The sequence below is a fragment of the Serratia proteamaculans genome, assembly GCF_013337185.1.
Taxonomy (GTDB): Bacteria; Pseudomonadota; Gammaproteobacteria; order Enterobacterales; family Enterobacteriaceae; genus Serratia; species Serratia proteamaculans_D.
The window spans coordinates 93590-113470 of record NZ_SWDE01000005.1; the positions used below are offsets into that span (position 1 = coordinate 93590).

The 19881-nt window shown below is 54.4% G+C and carries 16 protein-coding genes, 4 tRNA genes and 1 other RNA gene; 1 reads left to right on the forward strand and 20 read right to left on the reverse strand.

The window, feature by feature from the left end; translation table 11 throughout:
* The first annotated feature begins 3 nt into the window (after window positions 1-3).
* Window positions 4-1200 (forward strand): protoheme IX biogenesis protein HemY, encoded by a 1197-nt coding sequence (hemY, locus tag FCL49_RS18845; protein WP_174354709.1) that lies wholly within the window; start codon window positions 4-6, stop codon window positions 1198-1200.
* Window positions 1201-1882: 682 nt separating this feature from the next.
* On the opposite strand, the gene FCL49_RS18850 is transcribed toward hemY, so the two are convergent.
* The 20 genes from FCL49_RS18850 to trxA all read right to left on the reverse strand — a co-directional run bounded on the left by FCL49_RS18850 (window position 1883) and on the right by trxA (window position 19851).
* A non-coding RNA gene (locus FCL49_RS18850) (RtT sRNA) lies at window positions 1883-2010 on the reverse strand.
* 32 nt (window positions 2011-2042) lie between these two features.
* Window positions 2043-2119, reverse strand: a tRNA-Pro gene (locus FCL49_RS18855).
* Between the two features lie 76 nt (window positions 2120-2195).
* Window positions 2196-2282, reverse strand: a tRNA-Leu gene (locus tag FCL49_RS18860).
* 43 nt (window positions 2283-2325) lie between these two features.
* Window positions 2326-2401, reverse strand: a tRNA-His gene (locus tag FCL49_RS18865).
* 59 nt (window positions 2402-2460) lie between these two features.
* Window positions 2461-2537 (reverse strand) — tRNA-Arg (locus tag FCL49_RS18870).
* Between the two features lie 135 nt (window positions 2538-2672).
* On the reverse strand, window positions 2673-4076 hold the full coding sequence (gene thrP / locus FCL49_RS18875) for a bifunctional threonine/serine APC transporter ThrP (RefSeq protein ID WP_174354710.1): 1404 nt from the start codon (window positions 4074-4076) through the stop codon (window positions 2673-2675).
* A gap of 369 nt (window positions 4077-4445) precedes the next feature.
* Window positions 4446-5186: a lipopolysaccharide N-acetylmannosaminouronosyltransferase gene (gene wecG, locus FCL49_RS18880; RefSeq protein ID WP_174354711.1), complete on the reverse strand. Its 741-nt coding sequence runs from the start codon at window positions 5184-5186 to the stop codon at window positions 4446-4448.
* Between the two features lie 12 nt (window positions 5187-5198).
* Complete coding sequence (wzyE, locus tag FCL49_RS18885; protein ID WP_174354712.1) at window positions 5199-6575, reverse strand: ECA oligosaccharide polymerase; 1377 nt, start codon at window positions 6573-6575, stop codon at window positions 5199-5201.
* Window positions 6572-7657, reverse strand: a complete 1086-nt coding sequence (locus FCL49_RS18890; protein WP_174354713.1) for a TDP-N-acetylfucosamine:lipid II N-acetylfucosaminyltransferase — start codon at window positions 7655-7657, stop codon at window positions 6572-6574. The genes wzyE and FCL49_RS18890 overlap by 4 nt, the downstream gene beginning before the upstream one ends.
* Window positions 7654-8904: a lipid III flippase WzxE gene (wzxE, locus tag FCL49_RS18895; protein WP_174354714.1), complete on the reverse strand. Its 1251-nt coding sequence runs from the start codon at window positions 8902-8904 to the stop codon at window positions 7654-7656. Before wzxE ends, FCL49_RS18890 begins: the two co-directional genes overlap by 4 nt.
* Before the next feature lies 1 nt (window position 8905).
* The gene (gene rffA, locus FCL49_RS18900; RefSeq protein ID WP_174354715.1) at window positions 8906-10036 is read right to left on the reverse strand and encodes a dTDP-4-amino-4,6-dideoxygalactose transaminase; all 1131 of its coding nucleotides are present in this window, start codon (window positions 10034-10036) and stop codon (window positions 8906-8908) included.
* Complete coding sequence (gene rffC, locus FCL49_RS18905; RefSeq protein ID WP_174354716.1) at window positions 10023-10754, reverse strand: dTDP-4-amino-4,6-dideoxy-D-galactose acyltransferase; 732 nt, start codon at window positions 10752-10754, stop codon at window positions 10023-10025. Before rffC ends, rffA begins: the two co-directional genes overlap by 14 nt.
* Complete coding sequence (gene rfbA / locus FCL49_RS18910; protein ID WP_012004637.1) at window positions 10732-11613, reverse strand: glucose-1-phosphate thymidylyltransferase RfbA; 882 nt, start codon at window positions 11611-11613, stop codon at window positions 10732-10734. Before rfbA ends, rffC begins: the two co-directional genes overlap by 23 nt.
* Window positions 11614-11664: 51 nt before the next feature.
* Complete coding sequence (gene rffG / locus FCL49_RS18915) at window positions 11665-12732, reverse strand: dTDP-glucose 4,6-dehydratase (protein WP_174354717.1); 1068 nt, start codon at window positions 12730-12732, stop codon at window positions 11665-11667.
* Entirely contained in the window at window positions 12729-13991 is a 1263-nt protein-coding gene (gene wecC / locus FCL49_RS18920; RefSeq protein ID WP_174354718.1) for a UDP-N-acetyl-D-mannosamine dehydrogenase, read from the reverse strand. The genes rffG and wecC overlap by 4 nt, the downstream gene beginning before the upstream one ends.
* The gene (gene wecB, locus FCL49_RS18925; RefSeq protein ID WP_174354719.1) at window positions 13988-15118 is read right to left on the reverse strand and encodes a non-hydrolyzing UDP-N-acetylglucosamine 2-epimerase; all 1131 of its coding nucleotides are present in this window, start codon (window positions 15116-15118) and stop codon (window positions 13988-13990) included. The genes wecC and wecB overlap by 4 nt, the downstream gene beginning before the upstream one ends.
* A gap of 84 nt (window positions 15119-15202) precedes the next feature.
* The gene (gene wzzE / locus FCL49_RS18930) at window positions 15203-16255 is read right to left on the reverse strand and encodes an ECA polysaccharide chain length modulation protein (RefSeq protein ID WP_037410117.1); all 1053 of its coding nucleotides are present in this window, start codon (window positions 16253-16255) and stop codon (window positions 15203-15205) included.
* A 20-nt stretch (window positions 16256-16275) separates the two neighbouring features.
* On the reverse strand, window positions 16276-17373 hold the full coding sequence (gene wecA, locus FCL49_RS18935) for a UDP-N-acetylglucosamine--undecaprenyl-phosphate N-acetylglucosaminephosphotransferase (protein WP_153858684.1): 1098 nt from the start codon (window positions 17371-17373) through the stop codon (window positions 16276-16278).
* 313 nt (window positions 17374-17686) lie between these two features.
* Window positions 17687-18946 carry a transcription termination factor Rho gene (gene rho, locus FCL49_RS18940; RefSeq protein ID WP_004950874.1) on the reverse strand — a complete coding sequence of 420 codons (1260 nt, stop codon included), beginning with the start codon at window positions 18944-18946 and terminating at the stop codon, window positions 17687-17689.
* 578 nt (window positions 18947-19524) lie between these two features.
* Window positions 19525-19851 carry a thioredoxin TrxA gene (gene trxA, locus FCL49_RS18945; RefSeq protein WP_037422813.1) on the reverse strand — a complete coding sequence of 109 codons (327 nt, stop codon included), beginning with the start codon at window positions 19849-19851 and terminating at the stop codon, window positions 19525-19527.
* Window positions 19852-19881 lie beyond the last annotated feature (30 nt).

Genomic DNA, 19881 nt, shown 5'->3' on the forward strand with positions numbered 1-19881 from the left:
GCCATGTTACGCGTGCTATTTCTGTTCCTGGTGCTGATCGCCAGCGTGGTCGTCGGGCCGATGTTGGCCGGCCATCAGGGCTATGTGCTGATCCAGACCGATAACTACAATATCGAAACCAGCGTCACCGGCCTGGTGATCATGAACGTCCTGCTGTTTGTCGTGCTGCTGGTGATCGAATGGATCCTGCGCCGCATCTTCCGTACCGGTGCTCATACCCGTGGCTGGTTCCTGGGACGCAAACGCAGCCGTGCGCGCAAGCAGACCAAGGCCGCACTGATCAAACTGGCCGAAGGCGATTACAAGCAGGTCGAAAAACTGCTGACGCGCAACGCCGATCACGCCGAACAGCCAGTGGTTAACTACCTGCTGGCCGCCGAGGCCGCTCAGCAGCGCGGTGACGACTTCCGCACTAACCAATACCTGGAACGCGCCGCCGAAGCCGCCGATACCGACCAGTTGCCGGTAGATATCACCCGCGTGCGCATTCAACTGGCGCAGGGCGAAAACCATGCCGCACGCCACGGGGTAGATCGCCTGCTGAACCAGGCACCGCGTCACCCGGAAGTGTTGCGTCTGGCCGAGCTGGCTTATCTGCGCACCGGCGCTTTTGCCTCGTTGCTGGAAATTCTGCCGTCGATGAGCAAGATCAACCTGCATACCGAGGCTGAACTGCAGGCCCTGCAGCAGCAGGCCTATATTGGCCTGATGAATCAGGCCATGGCGGATGAAGGCAGCGAGGGTCTGAAACGCTGGTGGAAAGATCAGAGCCGCAAAACTCGCCATGAGGTTCCGCTGCAAATTGCGATGGTGGATCACCTGATCGAATGCAATGACCATGAATTGGCGCAGGAAATCGTGCTCGATAGCCTGAAGCGCCAGTACGATGAGCGTCTGGTGCTGTTGATCCCGCGCCTGAAGTCCGGCAATCCGCAACAGTTGGAGAAAGCGCTGCGCCAGCAGGTGAAGCAGCATGGTGCCACACCGCTGCTCAACAGCACGCTGGGTCAGCTGTTGATGAAACACGGCGAATGGCAACAGGCTGCTGATGCATTCCGGGAAGCATTGAAACAGCGTCCGGATGCCTACGACTACGCCTGGTTGGCGGACGTGCTGGATAAGCTGCACCGCTCGGACGAAGCGGCCCAAATGCGTCGTGAAGGCCTGATGTTGACCCTGAAGCAGAACGGCGATTCATAACGGTATTACCGAGTGAACTAAACGCGGCATGATTGCCGCGTTTTTTTTCGCCTGTCGCTTATGTTCAGGCAAAAAAAAACACTTGCCGCGGTGGCAAGTGTATAAAAAAGCAATCAGGTCTAGGACAACAGGGGCGGTGCCTCACTCAACGTTATGCCCGGAGTGTGATGTCTGCGGCTGCAAGCAACGCTGACATCGTTCTGGTGGGCAATAGGCACCTTAAATCGGCTCTGCGTCATTCCCAGGGTTTATGAAGCCTAAGCAAACATAAGAGGTGGAATGAGCATCTACAGGGTAGATATTGCACTTGGCGTGCCAACTTTGGGAAAAGTGTCGTTTCGCTTGGATGAAATAATTTAACCAATTGAATTTAAATAAATTTAAATGTCACAATGAATTAAGTGCTTCTCATTGGGTGCTACCCCGCTCTCTCCCTGCCCCCAGCAGATATGTCGCCTTATAACGACGACTTAAGCCAAAGTGATTTTTATCTTATTAAATCATTATGTTATATGTCTCAACCTGACGACAATGCACCATGCCGATGTCGCTGAGAGCCAACACGCCCCCAGAAACCAAAAGCAGGACAGCAGGACAGCAGGACAGGGGAAGTTAAAATTGAGGTTTACCGAATGGCCGAAAGCGAAAAGCCCGTTCATTGCTGAACGGGCTTTTCTGAAAGTGGTCGGCGAGAGAGGATTACTGCATCTGCGATGCTGCCCTGCGGGCCGTTGCTAAAGCAACGTTGTCTCGCTGCGCTCGGCTCAAACCTCCTTCGGAGGTGCTCATCCTGTAAACTACAGACGTAAAAAAACCCGCTAAAAAGCGGGTTTTCTTGAATGTGGTCGGCGAGAGAGGATTCGAACCTCCGACCCACTGGTCCCAAACCAGTTGCGCTACCAAGCTGCGCTACTCGCCGATTTCTTGTTGCAGATACTACCGAATCTTATCGCTTATGTCTATGTAAATATTAAATTTATTAGACATTTTGTGTGTGGTGCGAAGAGAGGGACTTGAACCCTCACGTCCGTAAGAACACTAACACCTGAAGCTAGCGCGTCTACCAATTCCGCCACCTTCGCACAGTCACAAAACAGCTTACAATTCTTCACTTCTCTTAGGAAGTGGGGTGGCTAATGGGACTCGAACCCACGACAACTGGAATCACAATCCAGGGCTCTACCAACTGAGCTATAGCCACCATTACTTCTTAACTTCACGCGGTAATACTACCACCGCAGCTCTTGCACACAAACTTAATGGTGCGCCCGACAGGATTCGAACCTGAGACCTCTGCCTCCGGAGGGCAGCGCTCTATCCAGCTGAGCTACGGGCGCATAGCGCCGTTGCGGGAGGGGATACTACGGTTTTAACCCAATCCTGTCTAGTGCTTTTTCGCAGAAATGTTGCGTTTGATTACGCTTTGCTCACTCCTGCGCAAGAAAGGGCTATCCGTAGCCCTTTTTCATTGGTTATTGCTGGGTTTCTGTCCGTTTTTCAGCCGGATGATGTTTCTTGTGCATACCGAAAGCAAAGTAGCACAGGCTGACTGCCGCCAGGAATATCGCCCCAACCAACAAAGAAATTCGAGTATCCGGGTTAATTCCCATGCCGATCAGCACACAGACCAGGAAAGCGATGGTCAGATAGTTCACATAGGGGAACATAATCGACTTAAAGCTGTGGGTTTTGATCGCTTCTTTATGGGCTCGGCGGAAATACAGCTGGCTGATCAGCACCACAAACCACGGCACCATACCCGGCAGCACGCTGGCGCTGTAGACATAGACAAACACCGCCTGCGGATTGGGGATCAGATAATTCAGGCCAGAGCCGACCAACAGACAGGCGATGGTCACGGCAATACAGTTCACCGGCACGCCGCTGGCAGACAGCTTGGTCAGCGAGGCAGGCAGTTGACGGTTCTTGGCCAGCGCGTACAGCATGCGCCCCCCGCTATACATACCGCTATTACAGCCAGAGAGTGCAGCGGTCAGCACCACAAAGTTAATGATACCGGCAGCGGCAACGATGCCGATTTTGGCAAAGGTCAGCACGAATGGGCTGCCAGTGGTGCCGATACCGTTCCATGGGAAGATGGTGACAATGACAAAAATGGCGCCGACGTAGAAGATAAGGATGCGCCACAGGATGTTGTTAATTGCGCGTTTCAGCGTGACCTGCGGGTTCTTGGCCTCCCCGGCGGTAATGCCGACCAGCTCAACCCCCTGATAGGACGCCACGACAATACACAGCGCAAACAGGAAGCCCTTCCAGCCGCCGGCAAAGAAGCCGCCGTGCTCGGTCAGGTTAGCAAAGCCGATAGGCTGCCCCCCATTGCCAAAGCCAAACAGGATCACCCCCAGCCCGACCAGAATCATCACAATGATGGTGGTCACCTTGATCATGGCAAACCAAAACTCCAGCTCTCCGTACAGGCGCACCGCCGCCACGTTAGCCAGCGCGACCATCGCCACCGCGATCAGCGCCGGCAGCCACTGCGGGATCTCCGGGAACCAGAACTGCACGTAGACCCCAATGGCGGTAATTTCCGAGATGCCAACGGCAATCCACATAAACCAATAGCCCCAGGCGGTCAGATAACCAAAGTACGGACTCATGTATTTATGGGCATAAACGGCAAAGGAGCCTGCGACCGGTTCAAGGAACAGCATCTCGCCCATCGAACGCATAATAAAGAACACGAACAGTCCGGCGATGATATAAGCCAATAATACCGACGGCCCCGCCCATTTCAGCGTACTGGCCGACCCCATAAACAGGCCGACGCCAATGGTGCCGCCCAGAGCAATCAGCTCGATATGCCGGGCTTCCAGCCCCCGGTGTAGTCCTTGCGGTTTTTCAGTGTGTGGCATAAATCCTCGATAATATTCTTTTGATTGTGTCTGCATGCCGGCCGTTACCGGTCGTTATTGTTTTAATGAAAAATAGCGTAAATCATCTCCCGCCGCTCAGGCGGACATCAGCTTGTAATAGGACGGTCTTACGGCGGAGAAAAACGTCGTTCAATGCGGCCACATCTGGCGCCAACAGCTGGGGATAATTTCAGGGCGGTATCGTTTCGCATTTTGCCGCTATAAGCAAACCGCAATTTAAAACTTTATGGAATAAATGGGGGTGGGTTTAGGGACTGAGGTTATAGGAGTGCTGGCTTATCAGCCATAACGTGGATTAATTGAACAATTCATTGCGTCGGGGCGGAATATTCCACCCCAACGCCTTGATTACATCTTGCCGCGATAATAGTAACTCACGAACTTCAGCAACCGGAGCTGGCGCCCGATGCGGCTCGGCTGGCTGAGCAGCCGGTAGAGCCATTCCAGGCCGAGGTTCTGCCAGACCTTTGGCGCACGCTTAACATGCCCGGTGAAGACGTCGTAGGTCCCGCCTACGCCCATATACAACGCTTGCGGGTGCACCTTGCGGCTGTCACGCATCAGGATTTCCTGTTTCGGCGATCCCATCGCGACCGTCACTATAGCGGCCCCGCTGGCACGGATGCGTTCAAACAAGGGTTCACGTTGTTCCGGCTTGAAATAACCGTCCTGGCTACCGACCAGATTCACATTCCACTGGCTGCGCAGCTTCTGTTCGGTTTCCGCCAGCACCGAGGGCTTGCCGCCTATCAGGAACACCGGCGTGCCCTCACGGCCGGCGCGTTGCATCAGCGCTTCCCACAGGTCGGCTCCGGCTACGCGAGATACTTCGGCATGCGGATATTTACGCCGGATTGACCGCACCATGCTGATGCCGTCGGCATACTTGTACTCCGCCTCATCCAGCAAGGCATGCAGCTCAGTGTCCTGCTCCGCCGTCAGGATTTTTTCGGCGTTCATGGCAACCAGCGTGCCCCGCTTTACGTGGCCACCGTCGAACAGAAAATCCATGCACTGCGCCATATCGCGAAATCCCCACAGGCTGAAACCGCGCAGCTCATATTTGGGAACCGTGATTTTTGCTTCCATCTTATATTACCCTTACGAAAGGCCGTCGACACGTACGGATGAAGCTGGCGGGTGCAGCGTTCGCGAACGCTGCACCCGCGCCTTAATCAATCCGGCAGTATCAAACAGCCAGTACAGCAATTTTGCCATCAGCAAACAGGCGCCGAAAATGAGGCAGAAGAACACCACCCGCGAGACAAAGGAATCCACCCCTTCTCGCGCCAATACGATGATGTTGAATACCGCGCCAAAGCAGAAGCCCTGCAATATGGCGGCTTTATAAGGATTCGACTCGCTTTTGCCCATCTCATACAGCCAGTCGAACCATTTGATGATCATCCCCACCAGTATCGCGCCGACAGGAATGAACAACGCGCCGCCCATCACCACCAGCGAACCAATCAGCGTCGGTGAAATCGCCAGGCCAGAATGGTTATCCAGCACTTCCCAGGTGAAATAGTTGGCGGTATTGAGCACCGTGTCCGGTCGGCCCGGCCACAGCCAGCTCGGAATGAACACATAGAAATCACGCACTATCGGCGCCAATCCCTGGAAATCAATCTTGTCGTAGTTTTGCAGTAACAGCGCCAAATTTTCCCACGGCGAGAAGGTGTCACGCGTCAGATACAGGAAGGTATAAAACGCCTCGGGGCCACTGACGTCCAGGCTATAGCGCTTTAACGCCAGCCAGAACATGCCGACAATGCCGAACACCCCGGCGGCCACCAGCATCCACAGCGAGATCCAGCCGCGTACGATACCGATAAACAGAAACAGCGAGAAGGCGATAATGATATTGGCGCGGGTGCCACCAACAATCACATAGGTGAGGATGCCAAAAGCCACCGTCGCCGCCAGGAAAAAGAACCAGGCACGCAGATCCTGCTTCAGGAAATACACCACCAGCATCGCCGGAATGAAGAAATAGAAGAACCGTTTGAGCGCTACACCCGACACGTCGCTGGAGAAAATCTGGCTGTAAGAGTTGAGCTTGAACAGCAGGAAACCGTTTTGCAGAAAGAAAATGCCGACGGTAACGATCGCCACCAATGCCAGTAAAATCCAGGTCAGATGGGTTTCAACCCTGTTCATGCTGAATACCGGTTTACGCGGCTGTACGCTGCGCTTACGCAGCCGGGTTTTATAACTGACGTAGTAAATCGCATAAAACGCGGTGGCCGAGAGAATGGCGTACAGCAAGAACTCGACCGGTACCACCTCAACGTCAAACTGAAACACCAGCAGACAGGTCAGCGGGAAGCCGAAGTAAAACGTCAGCAAATACAACAGCGAAAAGAAGACGTTGAAGTTAAAGCGGACGCGCCGAAACTCCTGATAGGTCAACGTCAGAACAAACAACGTACCAATCAGGTAGACGACAAATAACCCGCCAAATTGCGCCAGCGTCATGAGTTATCCCCTGCAGCCAGGGCTAATGCCTGTTGCCAGCCATCAACATAGTTGGGATTAAAGAAGGCGATCGTCTGCTTGTCCACTGACGCCAGTTGGCGCTGCGCTTCACGCACTACTGCCTCATCAAGCGAATCACCGTAGAACAGCACCGGCAGATGCTGCTCCGCCAGATCCTGCCAGAACGGGTTCTGCCGGCTCAGCACGAACGGTACGCCAAACTGGATCAGCAGGCAAAGAGTACCGATCCCCTGCTGGCGGTTAAAGATAAAGTAGCCAAGGTCGCACTCGCGCAGAATGTTCAGGTAGTCGTCAAACGCCACCTGCTGCGTCAGCACCTGCAGGTTCCTGGCACTGAACAACTCCAGCCCGGCAGTGCGGACCTGTTCAATATAAGCCTCGTTGTTGGCCGGATAGCCCATCGGCAGGATCACGCGCACATCCGCACCAAACTGCTGATGAATCGCTTTCAGTGCCTCAACGTGCCGATTGGTGCGATCGCCGGAGTTGCCCACCAGAATGGTCATCGGCCCGGCCAGATTTTTCTCTACGCTGATACCGGTCAATGCCGGATCCATCCGCGTCGGGAAGTACAGCAGGGAGGCAGGCACACGCGCATGTCGCTGCTGGTAGTGGATCACATCACCACGGGTGGCGAACACGCGTCCAACACGGCCTTGTGCAATACGACGCAGCAAATAGAACAGGCGGAATTTCCAACTGGTGGCGTCTTCATACAGGTCAGCACCCCAGATATGCCAGCTGACCTGATGGGCTTTGATTTTGCCGCTCAGCAATGCCAACCACAACGTCGGGTTAAACTGCCCATGGAAGAAGAAACGCTGGTCGCGATCGGCCTGAGCACGGGCTATCACCGCCATCGCCAGGCTTTTCTTATCCGGATGACATTCAAGGTTCAGTTCGGGGAACGGCCCTAACGCGGCGGCATCTTTGGCAGCCACCATGAAATGGCGTGTCTGATCGGACGGCAGGCGCTTCGCCAACACGTCGTTGAAGAAACGCAGCACCGTCTGATTGTGATGCGGGATGTCAGATCCCAGTACGTGAATCAGTGTAGTCATACTCGTCTACGATAAAGAATAAATACGCAGCTACAGAGCGTGAAATACACGATGTAGGTTGCCATGTAGGCCTGTGCCGCACCCAGCGCGCCGTGCAAAGGGATCAACCAATGCGAAAACAGCGTCAACAGCAAGAACTGGCTGACTTCGGTCAGGATATAAAAACGCAGCGACGCCTTGGCAATAACCAGGTAGCCAAATACATAAGCGCCAACCTTCAGCACATCCCCCACCAGTTGCCAGGCGAACAGATCGCGCATCGCGACGAACTTGTCCGTAAACAGCAGCCAGATGGCGAAATCGCGCAGCAACCAGACCGTGAAACTTGCCGCCGCCACCGCTGGCAGCACAAATTTTAGTGAGCGCACAATCTCCTGCGAGATAGCGCTTTTTTCCTTTAATCGCGACAGCGTTGGCAGCAGATAGACGGTGAACGAGGCGGTAATAAACTGCAGATACGCGTCGGAAATGCTGCTGACGCCCTGCCAAATCCCCACCTCTTCCCAGCTGTAATGGCTTGCCAGCAGGTTACGCATCATCACATAGGCCACCGGCAGCGTCACTGAAGTGATCAACGCCATAATGGTGAACTTGCCGAGATGGCTGGCCAGCGCCTTATCCCATGCCAGAGCCAAATAGCTCAGCGGCAGGGTTTTGCGACGCCACAGCATAAAACCGGCGGGAAATACCACCAATGCCGGTACCAACGCCAACCCCGCCAGGGCGCCTTCATAACCGCCCAGTCTGAAGCACAGGTAGTAGGCCACCACGCCAATCAGGCTGCCGCCAATCACCGACAGTGCATTGCCCATCGCATCGCGGTAGCCCTTCAGCACCGCCATAAACAAGTTGGCGTAAGCAATACCCATCTGAATGAACGCCACCGCCCGCACCACGCCAACATAATCAGCATGGCCGAACAGCCCGATACTGATAGGTTTGGCCGCGAACAAGAACACCAGCGCCAACAGCGTGGAAAACCCCAGCACAATAGTCGACGCCGTGCCGACGGCCAGTTTCAACCGCTGCGGATCCTGATGGTATTCGGCAACGTATTTTGTGATGCCGTTAAAAATCCCGGCACCGGACAGCACGCCCAGCACGGTAATCAACTGGCGGAAGTTACCCGCCTGCCCCACCCCGCTGGGACCAAAGGCCACCGCCAGCAGTTTCACCACCAACAGCCCCACGCCAATCTTGATAAGCGTAGAGCCGGCGGTCCAAATCGATGCTTTTGCCAGCGACATATCAGGCGAAGAAGCTGAGAATGGTATTGATCACCGTGCGCTGAGTGACATCAGTCATATTGTAGAACAACGGCAAACGTACCAATCGCGCGCTCTCCTGGCTGGTGAAACGGTCTTCCCCGGCAAAGCGGCCAAAGCGATCGCCCGCCGGGCAATCATGCAGAGGAATGTAATGGAACACCGTCATGATCTCGGCTTCTTTCATGTAATCGATAAACGCAGTACGGTCTTCAACATCGCGCAGTTTGATATAGAACATATGGGCATTCTGCACGCAGTCCGCCGGGATACTCGGCAGCTCGATACGGCCCGCCTCGGCTAACGGCAGCAGGCTGTCGTAATACTGTTGCCACAGCGCCAGACGACGTTGGTTGATAGCTTCGGCGGCTTCCAGTTGCCCCCACAGATAAGCGGCCTGCAGATCTGACATCAGATAGCTGGAGCCGATATCGCGCCAGGTGTACTTATCCACCTGCCCACGGAAGAACTGGCTGCGGTTGGTGCCTTTCTCGCGAATGACTTCCGCCCGATCAATCAGCGCCGGATCGTTAATCAGCGTGGCGCCGCCCTCACCGCCTGCGGTGTAGTTTTTGGTTTCGTGAAAGCTAAAGCAGCCAATATGGCCGATGGTGCCCAGCGCTTTGCCCTTGTAGGTGGACATCACGCCCTGCGCGGCATCTTCAACTACATACAATTTGTACTTTTCCGCCAGCGCCATGATGGTGTCCATCTCGCAGGCAACACCGGCGTAATGCACAGGTACAATGGCACGGGTCTTATCGGTGATGGCCGCTTCAATCTTGCTTTCATCGATGTTCATGGTGTCAGGACGCAGGTCGACAAACACTACGGTGGCACCACGCAACACAAAGGCATTGGCGGTTGAAACAAAGGTGAAGCTCGGCATGATCACTTCATCGCCCGGCTGAATATCCAGCAGGATCGCCGCCATCTCCAGCGAGGCGGTACAGGACGGCGTCAACAGCACCTTCGGACTGCCAAACCGCTGCTCCATCCACTGCTGGCAACGACGGGTAAAGCCACCGTCACCGCACAGCTTGCCACTGCTCATTGCAGCCTGCATATAGTCAAGTTCAGTGCCAACAACCGGTGGAGCGTTAAATGGGATCATGTCTTCCTCTGTATAACCAGTACGAGGTGCTTTCAATAACAGCACCCTGTCGTTGATAGAGCCGCAGTGCGGCGATGTTACCGAACTGGGTCGCAACCCGCAGGCGCTGCAGCGCCCCTTGGCGGCACTCTGCCATGGCTGCCGCCATCAGTCGCGAGCCAATTCCTTTGCCTGCCGCGCCGGGGAACGCCGCCAGCAGGCCGATTCGGGCCTCCTGGCCACCCAGTGCACGCAGGCTGACAAAGCCTTCCGGCTGTCCGGTAGGATCCAATGCCAACAGGCATTGGTGGTCAAAGGTTCCCAATACCGCTTTTTCTATCCATTCAGCATAAAAACGGCCGCTGTCCTGGGAGTGATACCAGGGGGCGCGGAAACGGCTGGAGGTGAACACGCTGGCCGCCGCCTCACGCAGCATCGGGATATCGGCCGGCACCGCCGGGCGAATGGCCCGCGGCGTCACGGAATGAGGTAATGCACATTCCGCGCCGAGATTCAGCACCAGATCGACTTCACCCTCAACCAGTTGGAAGCCTAAACGAGCCAAACCGTCCGCCCAGGCAGTTTGATGCGCCGGAATTTTGGCCTGCACCAATGCGTAGACATCCAGTTCAGCCTCGGTGAGCATCGGAGCCGCCGTAGAAAAGTTGAGTTTGGCGCTGTTAAGGGCGAAAAACTCTGTTTCCCAGGCTAAGGGCTCAATACTGGCGTGGGCGGGCATGCAGCAGATCCAGCAGGTATTTGCCATAACCGGTTTTCAGCAACGATTGTGCGGCGCGTTTCACGCCCTCATCGTCCAGCCAGCCGTTACGCCAGGCAATTTCTTCCAGACAGGCAATTTTAAAGCCCTGACGTTTTTCCACCGTCTGCACAAAGCTGCTGGCTTCCAGCAGGCTGTCATGAGTGCCGGTATCCAGCCAGGCGAAGCCGCGCCCCAGCAGTTCGACGGTCAGTTCGCCACGCTCCAGGTACATCTGGTTAATGCTGGTGATCTCCAGCTCGCCGCGCTCCGAAGGTTTCACCTGTTTGGCGAATTCCACAACCTGGCTGTCGTAGAAATACAGCCCGGTCACCGCCCAATTGGATTTAGGCGCTTTCGGCTTTTCTTCAATCGACAGCGCGCGGAAATTATCATCAAACTCCACCACGCCAAAGCGCTCAGGATCCATGACCTGATAACCGAACACGGTAGCGCCCTGCGTACGGGCGGCAACCGTCTTCAGTTTCGGACTAAAGCCTTGGCCAAAGTAAATATTGTCACCCAGCACCAGGCAGCTCGGCTCACCGGCGAGGAATTCTTCGCCAATCAAAAATGCCTGCGCCAGGCCGTCGGGGCTGGGTTGTTCGGCATAGCTGAGGTTAATGCCGAACTCTTCGCCGCTGCCCAATAAGCGTTTGAATGAGGGCAAATCTTCTGGGGTAGAGATGATTAAAATGTCGCGGATACCCGCCAGCATCAAAACTGACAGCGGATAGTAAATCATCGGCTTGTCGTAAATAGGTAATAGCTGCTTGGATACGCCGCGGGTAATCGGATGTAAGCGTGTGCCGGAACCGCCCGCCAGAATAATACCTTTCATACTCACTCCAGAATCCGCAGGGCCACCATTCGAGAGGCAGCCCAGCTAAATTTAGTCGGATAAACCTAAACGTTCACCTGCATAGGAACCGTCCTGAACGCGACGCCACCAGGTTTCATTGTTCAGATACCAGGAAACCGTTTTGCGGATGCCGCTTTCAAAGGTTTCCTGCGGACGCCAGCCCAGCTCCCGGTCAATTTTTCCGGCATCTATCGCGTAGCGCATATCATGGCCCGGACGATCCTTGACGTAAGTAATCAGGTCGCGGTATTTCTCAACACCCTGTGGCTTGTTCGGAGCCAACTCTTCCAGCAGATCGCAGATAGTTTGTACCACCTCAATATTCTTGCGCTCGTTGTGACCGCCAATATTATAGGTTTCGCCGATCACACCTTCGGTAACCACCTGGTACAACGCGCGAGCGTGGTCTTCCACATAAAGCCAATCACGCACCTGCGCCCCGTCGCCATACACCGGCAAAGGTTTACCGGCAACGGCATTGAGGATCACCAACGGAATAAGCTTCTCAGGAAAGTGATACGGGCCGTAGTTATTGGAACAGTTGGTAACCAATGTCGGCAGGCCGTAGGTACGCAGCCAGGCGCGAACCAGGTGATCGCTGGAAGCCTTCGAGGCCGAATACGGGCTACTTGGCGAGTAAGGCGTGGTTTCGGTGAACAAATCGTCCGTACCGTGCAGATCGCCATACACTTCGTCGGTGGAAATGTGGTGGAAACGGAAGCTTTGCTTTTTCTTCGCGTCCAGCGGCTGCCAATAATGGCGTGCCGCCTCCAGCATGGTGTAGGTGCCCACCACGTTGGTTTCAATAAATGCCGCCGGGCCGTCGATAGAACGGTCAACGTGGCTTTCTGCCGCCAGATGCATGATCACGTCCGGCTGGTACTCGGCAAACACCCGATCCAACGCCGCGCGATCGCAGATATCCACCTGTTCAAACGAATAGCGTGGGTTATCGGCCACCACTGAAAGCGACTCCAGATTGCCCGCATAGGTGAGTTTATCCAGCACCAGGACGCTGTCCTGCGTGGCTTCGATAATGTGCCTCACGACCGCGGAGCCAATAAAGCCGGCGCCTCCAGTGACTAAAATACGTTTCACCGCCAAACCCCTTTGGTATCCACGATCCAGGATTGCGTAATCTCTTCCGGCTTGATTGCCTTGAATTGCTTATGGTCGACCAGCATCACGAGCACATCCGCCTGCTGCAACGCTTCTGGCAACGCTTTCAGCGTCACGTGGCCGGCCAATGATTTCGGTAGTTGTTCCACGTTTGGCTCAACGACCAGCGTCTCGCCCACGTGCCAATCGGCAATCAGATGTGCCACTTCCACCGCCGGACTTTCACGCAGATCGTCGATATTCGGTTTGAAGGCCAGGCCAAAGCAGGCAATTTTCACTTCTGAGGCACGCTTGTCGGTCGCCGCCAGACAGTCGGCAACCGCCGCCTTAACGCGATCGACCACCCACAAAGGTTTTCCGTCATTCACCAGACGCGCAGTATGGATCAAACGCGCCTGCTGCGGGTTCTGTGACACGATAAACCAAGGATCGACCGCGATGCAGTGGCCGCCAACGCCAGGACCAGGCTGCAGGATATTCACCCGTGGATGGCGGTTTGCCAAACGGATCAGTTCCCAGACATTGATGCCCTGATCGGCGCAAATCAATGACAGCTCATTGGCAAAGGCGATATTCACATCGCGGAAGCTGTTTTCGGTCAGTTTGCACATCTCTGCAGTGCGGGAATTGGTAATCACACACTCGCCTTCGAGGAAAATCTTGTACAACGCGCTGGCGCGCTCCGAGCATTTTGGCGTCATGCCGCCAATAACACGGTCGTTCTGAATCAGCTCAACCATCACCTGCCCTGGCAAAACGCGCTCCGGGCAATAAGCGATGTTCACATCAGCGGCTTCACCCGCCTGCTGCGGGAAGCTGAGATCGCTGCGCGCCTCGGCCAGCCACTGCGCCATCTGCTCGGTAGCGCCGACCGGAGAGGTGGACTCCAGAATGACCAGGTCGCCCTTTTTCAGCACCGGTGCCAGGGATTTAGCCGCGGCTTCGACATAGGCCAGATCCGGCTCGTGGTCGCCTTTAAACGGCGTTGGCACCGCGATCAGGAAAGCATCTGCCGCCAGGGGTTGGGTCACCGCCTGCAGATAGCCGCCGTCGACTGCGTCTTTCACCACTTTATCCAGATCGGGTTCAACGATGTGGATCGCACCGCGATTAATGGTATCTACCGCATGTTGGTTAACATCTACGCCCACCACTTTTTTCTTGCGGGAGGCAAACGCCGCCGCCGTTGGCAGACCGATATAACCCAGGCCGATAACCGAAATAGTGTTAAAACTCATAGTGTCACCTGATGATTCTTCAAAGCTTCGAGAATACGTTGGCAGGCATGCCCGTCACCGTAAGGGTTATGCGCCCGGCTCATGGCGTGATATTCGTTTTCGTCCGTCAGCAACCGGGTAACCGCATCAACAATTTTGGCCACGTCGGTGCCCACCAGACGTACCGTGCCCGAATCTACCGCCTCTGGCCGTTCGGTGGTATCGCGCATGACCAGCACCGGTTTGCCCAATGACGGAGCCTCTTCCTGAATACCGCCCGAGTCGGTCAGGATCATATAAGCGTTAGCCATCAGGTACACAAAGGGCAAGTAATCCTGCGGGTCGATCAGGATGATGTTATCAATCCCTTTCAGAATGCGGTTGACCGGTTCGCTGACGTTGGGATTGAGATGCACCGGGTACACAACCTGCACATCGGGATGAGTGCGGGCAATCTCAGCCAACGCGCTGCAAATCCGCTCGAACCCGCCGCCAAAACTTTCACGACGGTGGCCGGTCACCAGGATCATTTTTTTGTCGGCATCCAGGAACGGATAACGCTGTGACAGGCTGTCATGCAATGCAGCATCACCCATCACCCGATCGCGTACCCAGAACAGTGCGTCAATCACCGTATTGCCGGTGACAAAGATATGATCGTCCGCTATCAGTTCGCGCAACAGGTTCTGACGCGAATTTTCCGTCGGGGCAAAATGGTACATCGCCAGATGGCCGGTCAGCTTGCGGTTAGCCTCTTCCGGCCACGGGGAGTAAAGATCGCCGGTGCGCAGACCTGCCTCTACGTGTCCAACCGGGATACGCTGGTAAAACGCCGCCAAACTGGTCGCCAGCGTGGTGGTGGTATCACCGTGAACCAGCACCACGTCCGGTTTGAATTCTTCAAGAACGCCTTTCAGGCCTTCCAGAATACGGCAGGTGATCTCACTCAATCCCTGGCCGGGCTTCATGATGTTCAGGTCGTAATCAGGCACTATCTCAAATAACCGCAATACCTGATCCAACATCTCACGATGCTGTGCCGTAACGCAGACTCTTGATTCAAAGGCTTCATCCTGAGCCAGGGCATGTACCAGCGGGGCCATTTTGATGGCTTCAGGTCTGGTGCCGAAAACAGTCAACACTTTCACAGCGAATCTCTTTTGGTCGGTTAACCGCAGGCGTACCTGCGAATTGGGCGCTTATGCGCCCTTCAGCGAATTATTATATTATTTTTAATTACGCGGCCGACGCACCAGGGCAACACCTGCGCCAACCAAAGCGCCCATCGCGCCCCACATGATCAACCAGAATATCCGCCGTGGGCTATCACGTTTTACCGGTTCTTCCGGGGTCCGCAAATAGCGGTAAGTCTGAAATTTCTCGTCCAATGTCGGGCCGACGTTCAATGTCGACAGCATCGCACGATTTTGATCGTAATCGAGATCGAAGGTTGGCCCTGAAGCCTGTAGCCCTTCCAAACGCGCCTGCAGCATAGGTTTGCCCAGCAGGAACAGATCGGAGTCCGGCAGTTGCTCTGCCGGCGTATCGGTCTGAGTCCGGCTGATACCCTGCGTCTCGGCAATTTTCAGCGCCTGTTGAATGGTATTCAATTCACGCTTGTACACTGCCGCCGCTACCGCTTCCTGGCGCTTGACCTGCGCCTTCATCGAGGTGGTACGGGCCGCCCAGGCACCCTGGATCTCTTCGTTCAAATGCTGCGCAGCGCGGTGGCTGGCGAACGCCACATATTGACGTAACAAACGGTTGGCATCCGCCGCCGTTTCCGCCGTCAGCTTCACGCCGTCGTTCGGCACTTTTTTATCATCACGTGGCGTGAACTGAATATTGTTAATCAGTTCGTCGAGCAAGGCCGCATCGGCAGCCGCATCGCCTTCCTGGCGCTGCTTGTAATAATCGCTCTGCAGCCAGAAATCGCGACGCGTATCGTAGGCCGCCAACTGCATAATAAATTCATTATAGGCTTCGTCAGCAATGCCGGGTTGATCGGTGCTGGCGGCCGGCATGGTCCGCACATCCAGATTGCGCAGGAATTGTTGCTGGGAATAATACCCCCCCAACGCATTCACTGTTGGCCGGTCGGTAATCGCCGTCGCACTCCACTCCTGTTTCACCAGGTAGGAAACCATCAGTGCTACCACGGCGAACAACACCGCAATACCGATAATCCATGGTTTACCGCGCCACAGGGTGCAGCACAGGCCGCGGATATCGAGTTCGTTATCCACCGCCGGGATATTCTTGTCAGACCTTGTTTCTGGATTCATCACTGCCCAAAAGCCTCTGGTTAAGATACTTGCTTATTGCCGTTCGAACGCCGCAGACGGCGCTTGATACGCTTAATGTAACGTGCAACACGCCAGGCGCGTTTAATGCAGTAACCGTATAAAAAGAAGGCAAGCAAGAATAATGCCAACATAACCCATTCAGGGATAAAAGTAAGGCGTTCGCCAAGCACGCCGATGGCCGCCAGCAAGGCTGCCGCCAGGGTAATCAACACGAAAGCCTGCCGGGGCGTAAAGCCCGCGCGCATAATCAGATGGTGAATGTGTTGGCGGTCTGGAGAGAAAGGGCTCATCCCTTTGCGTAAACGGCGGTACATGATCGCAATCATGTCCATCAGCGGGATGGCAATAATCCACAACGCGGTAACCGGATTGATGGAATGAGCTTTGCCCTGCGAACTTTGCAGCAATAGCCAAATGGCAGTGAAACCGATCAGCGTGCTGCCGGCATCCCCCATAAACACTTTATACCGGCGGCCAAGAATGCCGAGGTTAAGCAGAATATAAGGCACGATGGCGGCTATCATTGCGAAGCACCAGAAGGCCAATTCAGAATGACCGCTCAGGTACAGCAACACGCCCAGCGCACCGAAAGACACGCACGACAGGCCACCCAGTAAGCCATCAATGCCGTCGACCATGTTAAAGGCGTTGATGGCTGCCCAGACGGCAAATAGCGTGACCAGGTAGCCAAACGGCCCCAGCAGCATTTCCCAGTCGCCCAGCACATGACCAAAGCTGCGCAGGTAAAGCCCGGCGAAGACCATCATCGCGATGCCGACCAGTGCCTGAACCAGCGCACGAATTTTAACGCTGATATCGAAACGATCGTCAAGAGCACCAACGAACACTAATATTCCCGCACAAGCGAGGTAGAGTTTGCCATGCGCAATCGTTTGGTCAGAGATCAGGAAGGCAAAGCACAGCCCGGCGTAAACAGAAATACCCCCGACCAGAGGGATCAACCCCTGATGGCGTTTGCGGTAATTAGGTTTATCAACCAGACCGATACGTTTTGCTGCTTTACGGGCAACAAAGAGAAAAGCCAAAGAAAACAGGAAAACAAATAGAATTTCAGTACTCATAGTGAGTAAGTTCACAGTTAACAAGATCTCTGTAGAAGATAAGGCAGCTTAACACGGGCGACAGGTTGCGCCATGGTATCCCGCTACCTTTCAGTCATTTCCTATGACGACAGCCATTCATTCTTATTCCACCGTATTTGCCCGCTGTTTCGGCACTAACAATGCGCGAACGACGAAACGCCGACCGCAAATAAGATGAATTCTCAGTAAGTCACGAAAATAACTTACGTTTCCATTTCTGTTACTTATCGTATCTTCCAAAAGCAAAAAACGCCACGACTAGGCGTGGCGTTCTTGGAATATTTACTCAATTATGAGCGCATCGTCATTATGAGCGCTTCATCATATCGAAGAATTCATCGTTGGTCTTGGTCATGGCCAACTTGTTAATGAGGAATTCCATCGCATCAATCTCGCCCATCGGGTGAATGATTTTGCGCAGGATCCACATTTTCTGCAGTTCTTCAGAGGTGGTGAGTAATTCTTCTTTACGGGTACCAGAGCGGTTGTAGTCGATAGCAGGGAATACGCGCTTCTCGGCGATTTTACGCGCCAGATGCAATTCCATGTTGCCGGTACCTTTAAACTCTTCGTAGATAACTTCGTCCATTTTCGACCCGGTATCGACCAGCGCGGTAGCGATGATGGTCAGGCTGCCGCCTTCCTCAACGTTACGTGCCGCACCGAAGAAACGCTTGGGACGATGCAGGGCGTTGGCATCCACACCACCGGTCAACACTTTACCGGAAGCCGGTACAACGGTGTTGTAGGCACGCGCCAGACGAGTGATGGAGTCGAGCAGGATGATCACGTCTTTCTTGTGTTCAACCAGGCGCTTGGCCTTCTCGATCACCATTTCTGCAACCTGAACGTGGCGAGATGCCGGCTCGTCAAAGGTAGAAGCGATAACTTCGCCCTTCACCAAACGCTGCATCTCGGTCACTTCTTCCGGACGTTCGTCGATCAGCAGTACCATCAGCACGCAGTCTGGATGGTTGTAAGCGATGCTCTGCGCAATGTTCTGCAGCAGCATGGTTTTACCGGCTTTCGGCGGGGCAACAATCAGACCACGCTGACCACGACCAATCGGCGAAGCCAGATCCAGCACGCGTGCTGTCAGGTCTTCGGTTGAGCCGTTGCCGCGTTCCATCCGCAGACGGGAGTTGGCATGCAGTGGGGTCAGGTTCTCGAACAGGATCTTGCTACGGGCGTTTTCCGGTTTGTCGTAGTTAACTTCGTTAACTTTCAACAGGGCAAAGTAGCGCTCGCCTTCTTTTGGCGGACGAATCTTACCGGAAACGGAGTCACCTGTACGGAGGTTAAAACGGCGGATTTGGCTAGGGGATACATAGATGTCGTCGGGGCCTGCAAGGTAGGAGCTGTCTCCGGAACGGAGGAAACCAAATCCATCCTGCAATATCTCCAACACGCCATCGCCGAAGATATCTTCTCCACTTTTCGCATGTTGCTTAAGGATAGAGAAGATAATGTCCTGCTTGCGCATGCGGGCAAGGTTTTCCAGCCCCATATTTTCGCCGAGAGTAATCAGCTCAGAAACCGGCGTATTCTTTAATTCGGTAAGATTCATAGTGGTGGGTTCTTAAACTCGGGGTATGTCTCGAACTTACATCGTGAATGGTATGGCAGCGGGATATCTCTTCCGGCTTTCTGGTGGTTGCGTTGGCTTCCCTTGTTCATCCCAAAACTTAGCGGACTAAGCTGCGAAGACGCTTTCGGTTGCCGACTGGCCACACCTTGAAATCCATTGGATATTCGTGCCTGTTTACTGGACGTTCGATCACCGGGCGCTGAGCCGTCACGGTAAGAAATGGCTTACAGAGGACGCGCGCATTGACGGTTTAAGATCGAAGGTACCTTAAAATTGATTTTGCAAAACCGTTTGATTGCTAAAACGCGGGCTGAGTTCATTTTTTCTTTCAACGCCAGCGGTTCAACATAGAGTAAAGCTTTAGATTTAGACTCTTTAGATTTAAAACTTCGGGCAAGTTCTATATGCAGTATGGTTAAACTTAACACGCTTCTTGGCAGGCGTCTAGCGGTGAATTGAACATCCCCGCCAGACGCCTGTATATCCCCGTTGTCTCTCACGCGGCAGCGTTTTTAGCCGCCGCATCACATCCATTGGGTATAGGGCTTCCCGCCCGATTACAGATTCGCGTTAAGGAAATCTTTGAGCTGACCTTTGGACAGCGCACCAACCTTGGTCGCGGCCACTTCACCGTTCTTGAACAGCAACAGCGTAGGGATACCACGGATACCGTACTTGGGTGCGGTTGCCGGGTTCTGGTCGATATTCAGCTTGGTGATGGTCAGTTTGCCTTCGAACTCATCGGCAATCTCATCCAGAATCGGAGCAATCATCTTGCACGGCCCACACCATTCAGCCCAGAAATCGACCAGGATTGGCCCTTCAGCTTTCAGCACGTCGGTGTCGAAGCTGCCGTCAGTCAGGTGAATAATTTTATCGCTCATGTTCTACTCCAAAGGATTGTGTCTACCTTG